This is a genomic window from Rhodococcus sp. D-46 (assembly GCF_011290655.1).
GTDB classification, from domain to species: domain Bacteria; phylum Actinomycetota; class Actinomycetes; order Mycobacteriales; family Mycobacteriaceae; genus Rhodococcus_F; species Rhodococcus_F qingshengii.
Genome location: NZ_JAANTF010000001.1, coordinates 82,134 through 94,934, shown reverse-complemented (window position 1 = coordinate 94,934; position 12,801 = coordinate 82,134). Strand labels below are relative to the sequence as shown.

Annotated in this window: 12 protein-coding genes; 8 read left to right on the top strand and 4 right to left on the bottom strand. The window is 63.4% G+C overall.

What is annotated here, in order from left to right:
* The first annotated feature begins 1 nt into the window (after position 1).
* From G9U53_RS00500 to G9U53_RS00475, 6 genes are all read left to right on the top strand, one after another.
* A complete protein-coding gene (locus tag G9U53_RS00500; protein ID WP_003940889.1) occupies positions 2-679 on the top strand; it encodes a helix-turn-helix domain-containing protein in 678 nt (225 codons plus the stop codon).
* 110 nt (positions 680-789) lie between these two features.
* Complete coding sequence (locus G9U53_RS00495; protein WP_003940687.1) at positions 790-1,374, top strand: M15 family metallopeptidase; 585 nt, start codon at positions 790-792, stop codon at positions 1,372-1,374.
* 2 nt (positions 1,375-1,376) lie between these two features.
* Positions 1,377-2,018 carry a phosphatase PAP2 family protein gene (locus tag G9U53_RS00490; RefSeq protein WP_003940956.1) on the top strand — a complete coding sequence of 214 codons (642 nt, stop codon included), beginning with the start codon at positions 1,377-1,379 and terminating at the stop codon, positions 2,016-2,018.
* Between the two features lie 75 nt (positions 2,019-2,093).
* Positions 2,094-2,792 carry a response regulator transcription factor gene (locus G9U53_RS00485; protein ID WP_063316689.1) on the top strand — a complete coding sequence of 233 codons (699 nt, stop codon included), beginning with the start codon at positions 2,094-2,096 and terminating at the stop codon, positions 2,790-2,792.
* Positions 2,789-4,183 carry an ATP-binding protein gene (locus G9U53_RS00480; protein ID WP_003940854.1) on the top strand — a complete coding sequence of 465 codons (1,395 nt, stop codon included), beginning with the start codon at positions 2,789-2,791 and terminating at the stop codon, positions 4,181-4,183. The genes G9U53_RS00485 and G9U53_RS00480 overlap by 4 nt, the downstream gene beginning before the upstream one ends.
* A gap of 188 nt (positions 4,184-4,371) precedes the next feature.
* The gene (locus G9U53_RS00475) at positions 4,372-5,580 is read left to right on the top strand and encodes an MFS transporter (RefSeq protein ID WP_165638200.1); all 1,209 of its coding nucleotides are present in this window, start codon (positions 4,372-4,374) and stop codon (positions 5,578-5,580) included.
* On the opposite strand, the gene G9U53_RS00470 is transcribed toward G9U53_RS00475, so the two are convergent.
* The 3 genes from G9U53_RS00470 to G9U53_RS00460 are packed head-to-tail and all read right to left on the bottom strand — an operon-like array spanning position 5,577 to position 9,017.
* Positions 5,577-7,031, bottom strand: coding sequence for an MFS transporter (locus G9U53_RS00470; RefSeq protein WP_064689592.1), 1,455 nt, complete (start codon positions 7,029-7,031; stop codon positions 5,577-5,579). The genes G9U53_RS00475 and G9U53_RS00470 overlap by 4 nt on opposite strands.
* 49 nt (positions 7,032-7,080) lie before the next feature.
* Entirely contained in the window at positions 7,081-7,740 is a 660-nt protein-coding gene (locus tag G9U53_RS00465; RefSeq protein ID WP_003940972.1) for a response regulator transcription factor, read from the bottom strand.
* Entirely contained in the window at positions 7,737-9,017 is a 1,281-nt protein-coding gene (locus G9U53_RS00460; protein WP_037125680.1) for an ATP-binding protein, read from the bottom strand. The genes G9U53_RS00465 and G9U53_RS00460 overlap by 4 nt, the downstream gene beginning before the upstream one ends.
* 236 nt (positions 9,018-9,253) lie before the next feature.
* On the opposite strand from G9U53_RS00460, the gene G9U53_RS00455 reads away from it, so the two are divergent.
* Entirely contained in the window at positions 9,254-10,639 is a 1,386-nt protein-coding gene (locus G9U53_RS00455) for a PspC domain-containing protein (protein ID WP_007727507.1), read from the top strand.
* Positions 10,636-10,869 (top strand): hypothetical protein, encoded by a 234-nt coding sequence (locus tag G9U53_RS00450; RefSeq protein WP_003940832.1) that lies wholly within the window; start codon positions 10,636-10,638, stop codon positions 10,867-10,869. Before G9U53_RS00455 ends, G9U53_RS00450 begins: the two co-directional genes overlap by 4 nt.
* 55 nt (positions 10,870-10,924) lie before the next feature.
* Here the strand turns inward: G9U53_RS00450 and guaA are convergent, their stop codons facing one another.
* Positions 10,925-12,496 (bottom strand): glutamine-hydrolyzing GMP synthase, encoded by a 1,572-nt coding sequence (guaA, locus tag G9U53_RS00445; RefSeq protein ID WP_007727510.1) that lies wholly within the window; start codon positions 12,494-12,496, stop codon positions 10,925-10,927.
* Positions 12,497-12,801: the final 305 nt, after the last annotated feature.

Here is a 12,801-nt window from a genome sequence, read left to right as displayed (position 1 = left end):
GATGGGGTCCTCGTACCACCAGTTCTGCCCCGTCGCCAAGGCGATGGAGCTACTCGACGAGCGGTGGACACTGCTTCTCCTCCGCGAACTGATCATGGGAAGCGAACATTTCAACGATCTCCGCCGCGGGCTCCCGCGAATGTCACCGACTCTGCTCTCGACCCGGCTTCACCAACTCGCGGTCGCCGGCATCGTGGAGCGAGAAGAAACCGACTGTGTCGTCAGCTATCGTCTGACCGACGCCGGCCGTGAACTGCGCCCTGTGGTCGAAGCTCTCGGCATCTGGGGTACCAGGTGGATCGGTGAACTGGGCGACGAAGATCTGGATCCGAAACTGCTGCTGTGGGACATGCATCGCCGCGTGGATCATTCCGTGGTGCCTGAAGGCAAGACCGTGGTGCACTTCGCATTCTCCGGAGTACGTGGACATTCGCGGAACTGGTGGCTCGTCATCAATTCCGGGGAAGTGGACATGTGCGATATCGATCCGGGTTTCGACGTTGCAGTGTCGGTCTCTGCGGGCTTGCGACAGATGACCGAGATCTGGCGAGGTAACCTGACCTGGTCGGACGCCATACGGTCCGGTGACGTCACCATCTCTGGGCCTACTGCGTTGCGTCGTAGCTTGCCTTCGTGGTTCGAGCTGTCGACTTTCGCGTCGATCCCGCGCCCCGCGTAGCGCGCGCTCACCAGCCCCGTTCCGTCCTGTTACAGAGCTGTTGCAGACCGTGACACCGTCGACGAACGGTGACCACCTGCCGGTGACACTGACCGAGAAGTCTCTGTTGTATGCCCAGCCACCGCGGAATCATCCGCTTCGTCGCACTCGGTGCAGTCGTGCTCGGTGCGGTCGCGCTCAGCTCCTGCTCGTACACAGAAGAAGCACAGCCGAAGAGCGGTAACTACCTTGCCACTCAGCCTGATTCAGGACCCTCAGGCGGCGAGATCGAGGACGGCATCAGCTTGCAGGACACTCATGTGCCCGCGCTTGCCCGTCTCGATTCCGCACTGCTCGCGGCGCTCCAGTCGGCAGCGGCCGACGCACAGGCATCCGGCGTGGACATGCACGTCACGTCGGGTTGGCGGTCCGCGGCATACCAACAGCGACTGTTCGACGAAGCCGTCGTCAAGTACGGCAGCGTGGACGAAGCGTCCAAGTGGGTGCACTCGCCGAGCCTGTCCAAGCATGTCAGTGGACAGGCCGTCGACATCGGACCGACCGACGCCGACGACTGGCTCATTCAGCACGGCAGCGATTACGGCCTCTGCCAGACCTACGCCAACGAGATGTGGCATTTCGAATTGGCAACCACTCCTGGCGGGGAATGCCCGCCACAACTGAGCAACCCCTCGGACGAGAGAGCGGAAGGCTGATCATGACACGAGTCAAACCAGCGAGACTGATTGCCGCACTGGCAGTCTTGATCCTCGGAGTCGTCGAATTCGAATTGGCGGTCAACACCACCGGTGGTCAGATCGTCGACCAACAACTCATGGTGGGCGCGGCCACCTCCGAACGCCTCAGCGTGTTCTCCGCCGAGTTCATCGGCCTCGTCACCCCGATACTGATAGTGGGAGGAGTGCTCGTGGCGCTCATGATCACATTGCGCAACAACCCGATTGCGCTAGCCTTACGCGTCGTCGTCGTGACCCTCGGCCCCATCACGACAGCCTGGGTTCTCAAACAATCGCTGAATCGACCGGACCTGAACGGTCTGGTGATGCACAATTCCTTCCCCAGCGGCACTTTGACGGCCATAGCTGCTCTGGTCTGCGCGATCGTGATCGTCACGCCCTCGAGGTGGCGGGCGGTCGTTGCGGTCAACGGTGCGCTGATCACCATCGGAACCGCGATCTCGGTAGTCGTGCTGCAATGGCACCGCCCGAGCGACGTGATCGGTGCACTACTGCTCGTCGGCTGCTACACCCTCGCTGTGTCGGCATTTCCCTTGAACACCAGCGTCGCCCGGCATGCGGTGCTGGCAGACTCAGGCAACGAGCGACTCTCGCGAGTGTGACCCCTGTAGCCTTGGCTGACCGAGATTTCTCCGACCGCAGAAGGCCCCTGATCATGGCGAGTCCAAGGTGAGCTCATGGTGAGCATTCTTTTCATAGAAGACGATCCAGCCGTGGCCGAGGCAATCACGTTGGGACTGAACCGACTCGGGCACGACGTCAGCCATCGCCCCGACGGTAACGGTGATTTCGACGACGTCCTCGGCTCCACCGACCTCGTCCTACTCGACCTCGGGCTGCCGGGTGCCGACGGTTACGAGATCTGCCGACGTATCCGCACCCGAAGTTCGATCCCGATCATCATTCTGACCGCTCGATCCGACGACATCGACACCGTCGCCGGCCTGGAAGCCGGTGCCGACGACTACGTCGTCAAACCGGCCAGTCCGCGCGTCCTCGACGCTCGTATCAAAGCCGTCGTGCGGCGCTCGGCACCCGCAACGACGCGCCCGGATGCGACGCCGGGTGCAGAGACGTTCGGCGACCTGGAATTGGATCGGTCGTCGCTGCAGGTCCGCAAGGCCGGGATGCTGCTGACCCTCACCCCGACCGAACTCCGACTGATCCTGGCGCTGACCGAGAACCCCGGACAGGTCCTGAGCCGCCGACAGTTGTTGTCCGCAGCCTGGGACCAGGAGTATCTGGGTGATTCCAGAATCGTCGATGCAGCAGTGCAGCGGCTGCGCGGAAAGATCGAGGACGACCCGGCCGCACCGACCGTCATCGAAACGGTGCGCGGGTTCGGGTATCGCTTCAACACCAGCCCAGCCCGATGAGACCGACCTGGCTTCAGGTCGACGGTCTGCGAACCAGGCTCGTGCTCGTGTTCATCGCAATCGTCGTGATCATCGCCGGGGCAACCGCGGGTGTCGTCTCGTTCATGGCGCGGTCGTGGATCTATTCCAACGCTCAGGATGTCGCGACCGCACAATTTCGCGACGAACTGCAATACGTCAACGGAACACCGGTAGACGAGTTGACGCCTGCCAACCTCCAACAGATCTTCCAGTCCGACATGACGCTGATCGTCGACGGCGAAGTCATCCGTCAAGGATCCGTGGATGCGGCGACCATTCCGCCCAGCTTCGACGAAGGTTTGGACAGTCCGAAGCTGATCCGTTTCGAGAGGCTCGACTCCCAGCGCATCATGTTGGGAATGTCCGTCAATGTCGTGGACATGAGCGCGGACGACAGCTACGACAACGAGACATTGGTCAAAGCCGTCACCATCCGGCCGCTGGTAGGAGTGCAGGACAAGTTCGACGACCTGCTTCGAGCTGTCGGCCTCACCCTCGCCGCCGGTGTGTTGGTGAGCGGACTACTCGGGCTGTGGATCGCGTCGACGCTTGTCCGTCCGCTCAAACGCCTGGACAAGGCGGCCGCCCGCGCTGCCGACGGCGACCTCAGCGTCCGACTCCCCGAAGACGGAGTAGCCGAACTCGCCCAGGTCACAACAACGTTCAACAACATGGTCGCTCGCAACGAAGCGGTCATCCGAGGTCTGGAAGAATCGGAAGAGCAGTCGAGAAGGTTTGTCGCCGACGTCTCCCACGAGCTCCGGACGCCGCTCGCAGCACTGGTGCCGGTCAGTGAGATCCTCCGTGAAGAGATCCCCAATCTTCCGCCCGACGCCGCCGCTGCCGCGCGCATCGTGAGCAGTGAGATCGGCAAGCTCACTCGACTTGTCGAAGACCTCATCGAAATGTCTCGCCACGACTCTCAGCAAGCGCACCTCGTCCTCGACGACGTCGACCTCGTCGAATTGACCGAGCGCACACTCGAGAGCCGCGGATGGACAGATACCGTCGAACTGCGCGCACCCGAAAGTGTCAGCGCCAGAGTCGATTCGCGTCGGATCGACATTGTCGTCGCCAACCTCGTCGGCAATGCACTGCGCCACGGAGCGCCCCCGGTTCGCGTCGAGTTGAGCGTCGAATCCGGTTTCTCCGTCATCACCGTCGTCGACCACGGCCCCGGCATCTCACCCGAAGACCGGCAGGCGATCTTTCGGCGGTTCTACAAGGTCGACACCGCGCGCGGACGCAGCGAGGGCAGCGGACTCGGACTCTCGCTCGCCGTCGAGAACGTGCACCTGCACGGCGGCACCATCGGCGTCGACCAGGTGGATGGTCGCACGGTCTTCACGGTTCGTCTGCCCCGTCGCTGACCCCTTCCCGAGCGAACGTACCTTTCGGCGCACCCAAGGCGATCGTCGTACCGTTCGCTCGAAAAGGGGTGGGCACTTCGCACCCTGAACCGTCCGCGTTTGACCAAATAATGGGATTCTGGTTTCAACATGTGAAACCACGGGAGTAGCGTCGGCATCGTCGAACAGCGTAGAGATCGGAGGGCACCATGACGCAGGCGTCGCGGCTGGAAAAGACGGCCGTCTCCCCGAAGGCGTGGACGATGCTCGGAATCGGCGTCGCAGCCCAGGCCGCAGGCACCGTCTTCGTCAGCACCCCCGCCTTTTTGATCCCGCTGCTGCATTCCGAGCACGGCCTCTCGTTGACGCAGGCCGGAACTCTGGCCGCTGCACCCACTTTCGGCATGGTTCTCACGCTGGTGGCGTGGGGAGCGATGGCTGACAGATTCGGCGAGAAATGGGTCATCTCAATCGGGCTCGGCCTGACGGCGATCGCCGCGCTGGCCGCGACCACCACCGACAACTACACCCTCCTCGGGATCGCATTTCTGCTGGGCGGAATGGCTGCGGCGAGCACCAACGCTGCCAGTGGACGTGTTGTGGTCGGCTGGTTTCCCAAGGATCGGCGCGGCCTCGCGATGGGAATCCGGCAGATGTCACAGCCCCTGGGCGTGACCATCGCGTCGCTGACCATCCCGACTCTCGCTGCGAACGTAGGAATCGGTTCGGCTGTCGGACTGTCGGTAGCTCTCAACGGCGTTCTCGCCCTGATCTGCGCCGTCGCATTGATCAATCCCCCGCGGCCGGCGGCGCGGCCCACAGACATCCCGGTCGAAACGGTAAATCCTTATCGCTCGAACTGGTTCCTGTGGCGCATTCACGTCGTCTCGGCACTGCTGGTGTTTCCGCAGTTCACCCTCTCGACATTCGGTCTGGTCTGGCTGATCAGCGAGCAAGGATGGGACGCTGCGCCCGCTGGGCTCCTGATCGGGATCTCCCAGTTCGTGGGTGCACTCGGACGCATCGTTGTCGGCATCTGGAGTGATCGCGCCGGAAGCAGAGTAGGCCCGCTGCGGTTGGTTGCCGTCTCCGCGTCTGCGGTCATGTTGGCAATGGCGGCAGCCGGCGCAGCGCCTTGGGGCGTTCCCGCCTTGATCCTGCTGCTGGCAACCACTATCAGCGTCGCCGACAACGGTTTGGCATTCACTTCCGTCGCCGAAGCTGCCGGGCCGAAATGGCAAGGAAAAGCATTGGGCGCACAGAACACCGGGCAGTTCGTTGCCGCGTCAGCAGTGGGCCCGGTGGTCGGTGCGCTGATCGGCGCGGTCGGCTACCCGCTCGCCTTCGCGATAGTCGCGGCATTTCCCGCCGCAGCAATTCCCTTGGTGCCCAGCCGCGATCGCGACATCAGCGTCTAGTCCCTCATCGGATTCGGTTGCACTGCAGGTCCCGTCAGATCACAATGCGGCTTGCAGGCAACCGAATCCGCTTCCTGAACAGGCTCTACTGTCGGAGTTCGGATCAGCGTCGCGGCGATCGCTGCACCGATCAACAGCAGTGCCACACAGATGTACATCGCGTACCGGAACCCGTCGGAGAAACTCGTCGGATCGACCAGACTTTCGGCGTCGATACCCACGAGGGCAGGCAAGGCCGCGACGGCAAGAAGTTGGCTCGTGCGAGCAACGGCATTGTTCACACCGGATGCGATTCCGGACTGCTCCACCGGTACCGAACCAAGCACCGCGGCGGTCAACGGCGCGACCATCACCGCCAGGCCGAGCCCGAACACCAGAACTCCCGGCAGCACGACGGTCAGGTACGACGCATCCGGGCCGATCCGCGTCATCAACACCAACCCCACCGCGGCAACGGCGGGCCCGACCGTCATCGGCAACCGCGGTCCGTGCGTCTGCGCGTAACTGCCCGCGCGCGAAGACAACAGCAGCAATGCCAAGGTGATCGGTACCGTTGCGACGCCGGCAGCCACCGGCGAGTACCCGGCAACCAATTGCAGTTGCAGCACGAGCAGGAAGAACACACCGCCCAGCGCCGCATAGACCGCAAGGGTCACCAGATTGGCCGCGACGAACATCCGCGAGCGGAACAGGGACGGCGGCACAAGGGCACTCGGTGAGCGTCGTTCCACCACGACGAACAGGCAGAGCGCAATCACTCCGATCAGCCCGACTATCGGGTTGACCTCGATCAGCCCGTACGTCAGTGCGCCGAGACCGACTACTGCGCAGGCAGATCCGACCACGTCCAGGTGCTCGGGCGGATGCGGGTCGCGGCTCTCCGGTACATGGCGCACCGCTGCCCACACCACGACGATCGCCAGCGGGATATTGAGCAGGAATACCGATCGCCATCCCGCCACTTCCACCAGCCAACCACCGAAAAGCGGTCCGATGGCGCCGGCAACACCACCTAAACCCGACCACAATCCGATTGCCGCGCCGCGGTCCTCCTCACGAAGTGACGCGGAGATGATGGCAAGGCTGCCAGGTGTCAAGAGCGCAGCTCCCACTCCCTGCAGGATTCGTGCAATCACCAGAAACGTGATGTCCGGTGCAATTCCGCAGAGCAACGACGCGACCGCGAACCAGACCGTCCCCCACACGAATACCCGTCGCCGACCCCAACGATCACCGAGGGCTCCCCCGAGCAGAATCAGCGACGCCAAGGCCAAGGTGTAACCGCTGAGCGTCCACTGCAGTCCGGCGACACCGGAACCCAGTTCTTCACCGATGTGAGGAAGAGCAATGTTGACGACGGTGCCGTCGAGGAGAGCCATGCTCGAGCCGAGAACGGTGGCGGCGACAACCCAACGCCCACGCTTCGACGCGAGCGCCAGTGGTTCCGTCATCGGTCCATGGTGCGCCTTCGCACGCAATCGCGAAAGAGCGCGCGGGAATTCAGTCGATCTGGCGGCGATGTGCCCAACGCGTCAACGCATTGCGATTGGACTGCTGAGTCTTTCGCAGGACGTTCGATGCGTGAGTCTCGACCGTCTTCACGGAAATCACCAGGTCCTCGGCGATTTCACGGTAGGTGTACCCACGTGCCAGCAATCTGAGCACTTCGAGTTCTCGCGGAGTCAGCGAGTCGAGTTCCGGATCGAGTTGCGGCTCGGGTGCATTGGAACGCCCAGTGAAGGAGTCCAGTACGAAGCCTGCCAGGCGAGGCCCGAACACTGCGTCACCACCGGCAACGCGTCGTACACCCTCGGCCAGCTCGGATCCCGAGATCGTCTTGGTCACGTACCCGCGCGCACCGCCTCGGATCACCGCGATCACGTCCTCGGCCGCATCGGAAACGCTGAGCGCCAAGCACACCGGGCCGGAATCGATTCCGCGCAGAACTGCCACTCCACCACCGTCAGGCATGTGGACATCGAGCAGAACGACATGCGGTTTCGTCGAGTTGATACCCGCGATCGCCTCAGCGACGCCACCGGCTTCACCGACTACGTCCATGTCTGCCTCGCGCGAGAGTTCCGCCCTCACCCCGGAGCGGAACACTGCATGATCGTCGACAAGAAATACGCGGTACGGGGGCGGCGCAAGCGAAGTCACTGGGGCTGTTCCTCGGGGTTGTCGACACGGTCAGCAGTCTGGTCCCACTTTAGAGCAGAGTCACCGAGCGGCATGTGCACGCGGATCTCGGTGCCCTTTCCGATGTCGGATCGAACCACGACGCGGCCACCCCGTCGCTCGATGCGACCACGAATCGACTTGGCCAAGCCCTGACGGTCCTCCGGCACCGCATTGACGTCGAATCCAACTCCGCGATCACGAACGAACACACTGACCTGGTCGCCCTCGACCTCGGCGAAAAGATTGATTTCCTTCTCCCCCGAGTGCTTTGCCGAGTTCACGAGAGCTTCACGCGTCGCACCGAGGAGCGCGGTGAACGCTTCCTTGGGCAGACCGTTCTCGACGCCTTCGCCTTCGAGTTGTACGTCGCCGACCGTGACGGGGCGGACCGTGACGCCATGCTGGTCCTCCACTTCACCGGCGATGATCTTCAGACCTTCGGTCAGGCTCGTGTGGTCGATATCCCCGCCGCTGAACAACCACTTGCGCAGCTCGCGTTCCTGACCACGGGCCAGGCGCGCCACCTCTTGCGGATTGTCGGACTGCTTCTGAATCAGCGCCAACGTCTGAAGTACGGAGTCGTGCAGATGCGAGGCGATCTCTTCACGTTCGTCGTTGCGAATTCGGGCCGCACGCTCGGCGCCGAGAGCCCGCCACATCCGCAGCCACAGCGGCACCGTCAACAATCCGACACCGATCAGCGTCACCACCACGGCCAGCAGGGACGAGCGCAGTGCTTCGAGGTCGACCTGAGCGAGGACGACGACGCCGAGACCCAAGATGATCAAGGTCGCTCCCCCGACCACCCGCGCCCACGTGAGAACGGTAGGCCGCTGCGGCAAGCCGATGACGGTCCGGGGACCGTCGGAGTCGAACTCGCGCCACACCAAAGCAGCACCGATCGCGACGACGAAGAACGGTGCGAGCACCGAACCCGCCGTGCCGCTGAACAGCCAGGACAACGCGGCTGCGCCGCCCAATCCGAGTGCGATCAAGCCGTACGCCCGCTGCCGCTCGGCCGCGGACGGCTTCTGGGTGTCCGTGCCGGCTGAGGTGAAGATCCAGAGGGCGCCGTAAATCACGATGCCGGATCCGGCCATCGCCGCCAGAATCGCGAAGGCGACTCGAACCTTCAGGACGTCGATCCCGAGATGATCGGCGATACCGCCTGCAACACCGGCGACGATGCGACCGCCGGAGCGCCGCTCCAGCTTTCGCAATGGAACACCGCCCGGAATGGGCACACCCTTCTTCATGGGTACGGCATGCACCGGTACCCCGTTGACGGGCGGGCCTCCCGTGAACCCGGGAGCGGGACCGCTCACGAACGGCGGATCTGACAGATATTGCACATAGTCGATACTGGCACGAACCACTCGGACTCACATCAGGGTCCAACCCTGAATCAGGGCGGCGCCCCTGGCCCCGATCGTCACAAAGATCAGGGTTGGCCCTGATGCGCGGAGGCCGCCCCGGAAGCCAGGATTGATTCATGAACAATCCGACTTTCCAAGAACAGATCCAGGATCTGTGGCGGACCCGCCCCGTGCGTCTGCCGGCACAAGGTCACGTGGCCGGGGTATGCGCCGGAATCGGATACCGGTACGGCATCGACCCCATTCTGGTACGTGTCGCGTTTGTGGCCTCCACTATTTTCGGCGGCTCAGGCATCCTTCTCTACCTCGCCGGGTGGTTGGTGCTCGCCCGCGCCGGTGACGGATCGTCCCCCGCACAGTCGTTGATGGGCCGCGGACACAGCTCCGATTCCAGTACCAAGACCATCGTCTTGTTGGTGGCTCTCGCCATCGCGGCTACGACCGTCGGGCCTGTCGGCGTCGGCCTGGGTGGTTCCGGTCTGATCGGGCTGATTCTGATGGTCGGAGGCCTGTGGCTGCTCTACCAACGAGCGCCGGTCCCGCCTGCACTGCCACAGAGCACGTCACCGTACGTCGGCGCGGGTACCGCGTATCCAGGCACGGGATTCACGCCCGGGCCGTTCACTCCCGGATACTTCGCACCCAATCAGCCGCCCGTGTACACGCCGTACACAAAACTCCCCGACAGCTACGTGCCCGAGGAACGGCCGGCCGAACAGTCACCGCAATCTCAGGCCGATCATCCGACGATCAACCTGTCGAAGGACCCGAGCGCTTCAGCCGCCGCCAATCCGACCGAGGTGATCGGCGAGGCCGCCATCACACCGCCCTCCTGGGATCCGCTCGGTGTCGCTCCGTTCGCCTGGGATCTCCCGGACCCGGCAGTCAAAGCCACGCCGCTGCTGCCTTTGCCACCACGTAAGCGTCGCTCGCGATGGACGCTGACAGTGCTCGGACTCGCGATCATCGTCGCCGCCGTCACCGGGGCAGCGGGCGCGGCAACCGGCAACGAGTGGTTCACTCCCGGCCGAGTCGGTGCTGTCGGACTCGCCGTCATCGCGCTCGGCCTGATCCTCGGGGCATTCTTCCGCAAGGGGTACGGCCTGCTGGTCGTCACCGGACCGCTCGTGGGTTTCGTGCTTCTCGCCTCGTTGGTCTACCCGATCGATTTCGACGCCTCGGGTGAGCAAAGATGGACTCCGGCAACCGCTTCCGAGTTGGAGCCGTCGTACTCGGGAGCCTTCGGAAGCTTCACTCTCGACCTCAACGGGGTCAAGTTCACCGAGGACAAGACCATCGACGTCGCGGCGTCGTTCGGTGAGTTCGTCGTCATGGTGCCACCAACCGTCAACGTCAAGAACAGCTGCACCGTCGTCATGGGTGACGGATCAGGTTGCCTCGACGGCGGAATACACCCGGGCCGTGATGTGACACCGGATTCGCCCACACTGACCATCAACGCCAAAGCAACGTTCGGCAGTCTGAAGGTGACGCAATCATGAGCGAATACGACGAGACCACAGAGCACGACGAGACCCGAGAATCCAAGCGCCCCTCGGCACTTCTGCTGATCGCCGGACTGGCCGCACTACTGGTCAGCGTGTGGGCGTTGGTCGGGCCGTTCTCCCTGGCGCCGGCAGCGAACATTCAATTCCGTTGGCTGTTCGTCGGTGCCGCCGTCGTGGCAGGACTACTGCTGGTGATTCTGCCGAATCGGCGCAACCGGAAGTAAAACTGCTGTGCGCCTTTATTAACCGCGGGGGGTTAATAAAGGCGCACAGTTGTTTTTACTCCCACTCGATAGTTCCCGGCGGCTTGCTCGTCACGTCGAGGACTACGCGGTTCACGTCCGCAACCTCGTTGGTGATTCGAGTCGAGATGCGCTCGAGGGTCTCGTACGGCAGACGCGTCCAGTCCGCGGTCATCGCGTCTTCACTCGAGACCGGACGCAGCACGATCGGATGACCGTACGTCCGGCCGTCACCCTGCACGCCCACGCTTCGGACGTCGGCGAGGAGAACGACCGGGCACTGCCAGATGGTTCCGTCCAAGCCTGCAGACGTAAGCTCTTCGCGCGCAATGGAATCTGCCTGACGCAGGATCTCGAGGCGATCGCGGGTGACCTCACCGATGATGCGGATACCGAGTCCGGGACCGGGGAACGGCTGGCGTCCGACGATCTCTTCCGGCAGGCCGAGTTCGCGGCCCACTGCACGGACCTCGTCCTTGAACAGCAGACGCAACGGTTCAACCAACTTGAACTGCAGGTCTTCCGGCAGCCCGCCGACATTGTGGTGGCTCTTGATGTTTGCAGTTCCCGTGCCGCCGCCCGACTCCACGACGTCCGGGTAGAGCGTGCCCTGGACGAGGAAGTCGACGGTCGCACCATGAGATGCGTTCTCGCCCAGAACATCACTGACTGCGCCTTCGAAGCTGCGGATGAACTCGCGGCCGATGATCTTGCGCTTGGTCTCGGGATCGGTGACGCCTGCCAGCTCACCGATGAAGGTGTCCGCGGCATCCACGGTGATCAGACGAGCGCCGGTTGCCGCGACAAAATCCTGCTCGACCTGCGTGCGCTCACCGGCTCGCATCAAACCGTGATCGACGAAGACGCATGTCAACCGGTCGCCGATTGCGCGCTGAACCAAAGCCGCAGCGACAGCGGAGTCGACGCCACCGGACAGACCGCAGATGGCGTGTCCGTCTCCGACCTGCTCGCGAACCTGCTCGATCAGCGCATCGGCGATGTTCGACGCCGTCCACGCTGCCGGAATACCGGCAATCTCGTGCAGGAAGCGGCTCAGGACCTGCTGACCGTGCGGGGAATGCAGAACCTCAGGGTGGTACTGCACACCGGCGAGCTTGCGGGCGCGGTCCTCGAACGCCGCGACGGGAGCACCGTCGCTGGTCGCGGTCACCTCGAAGCCGGAAGGCGCTTCGGTGACGGCGTCACCGTGGCTCATCCATACCGGCTGCGTCGAGGGAAGACCGTCGTGGAGCAATCCGCCGGATACCGCGATGTCGGTACGGCCGTATTCGCGGGTACCGGTCTCGGCGACGGTGCCGCCCAGGGCGCCTGCCATCGCCTGGAATCCGTAGCAGATTCCGAAAACCGGAATGTCGTGATCGAACAGTGCGGGATCAAGCTTGGGAGCACCGTCTGCGTAGACACTCGAGGGCCCACCCGAGAGCACAACAGCCAAGGGGTTCTTGGCCACGATCTCCTCGACGGTCGTGGTGTGCGGAATCACCTCCGAGTAGACCTTGGCTTCGCGAACTCGCCGTGCGATCAACTGCGCGTACTGCGCCCCGAAGTCGACGACAAGAACTGGTCTCTGCTGCTCGATATCTGCCACAGGTGCAGTCTAATCGCCGCAGCCAGCGCTTCTGCGCATGCATGGACTCAGCCCGCTACTCGGCCGAGCGAGCGCGAGGTACGTCACTACAAAGGCCGCCCCTCAGAACTGCGCGGCGACCTCGCGCGGATCTAGACCACCGTCCAGGTCAACGGTGCCCAAATCACCCGCACCTTAGCTTCGGCAATCAATTCGGCAGCATCATCGCAGGCCAGAGCCCGAAATGGACGAAGGGTGAATTTTCTGGACGTTTGACCGATTCGCCTGAACCAAACGTCCAGTAAAGGTAATCTCGCCCGTCAAGT

Bases quoted from the DNA above. Each gene is read 5' to 3' on its own strand.
- G9U53_RS00500 (WP_003940889.1), top strand. From the start codon at position 2: ATGGGGTCCTCGTACCACCAGTTCTGCCCCGTCGCCAAGGCGATGGAG.
- G9U53_RS00495 (WP_003940687.1), top strand. From the start codon at position 790: ATGCCCAGCCACCGCGGAATCATCCGCTTCGTCGCACTCGGTGCAGTC.
- G9U53_RS00490 (WP_003940956.1), top strand. From the start codon at position 1,377: ATGACACGAGTCAAACCAGCGAGACTGATTGCCGCACTGGCAGTCTTG.
- G9U53_RS00480 (WP_003940854.1), top strand. From the start codon at position 2,789: ATGAGACCGACCTGGCTTCAGGTCGACGGTCTGCGAACCAGGCTCGTG.
- G9U53_RS00460 (WP_037125680.1), bottom strand. From the start codon at position 9,017: ATGAAGAAGGGTGTGCCCATTCCGGGCGGTGTTCCATTGCGAAAGCTG.
- G9U53_RS00485 (WP_063316689.1), top strand. From the start codon at position 2,094: ATGGTGAGCATTCTTTTCATAGAAGACGATCCAGCCGTGGCCGAGGCA.
- G9U53_RS00455 (WP_007727507.1), top strand. From the start codon at position 9,254: ATGAACAATCCGACTTTCCAAGAACAGATCCAGGATCTGTGGCGGACC.
- G9U53_RS00450 (WP_003940832.1), top strand. From the start codon at position 10,636: ATGAGCGAATACGACGAGACCACAGAGCACGACGAGACCCGAGAATCC.
- G9U53_RS00470 (WP_064689592.1), bottom strand. From the start codon at position 7,031: ATGACGGAACCACTGGCGCTCGCGTCGAAGCGTGGGCGTTGGGTTGTC.
- G9U53_RS00475 (WP_165638200.1), top strand. From the start codon at position 4,372: ATGACGCAGGCGTCGCGGCTGGAAAAGACGGCCGTCTCCCCGAAGGCG.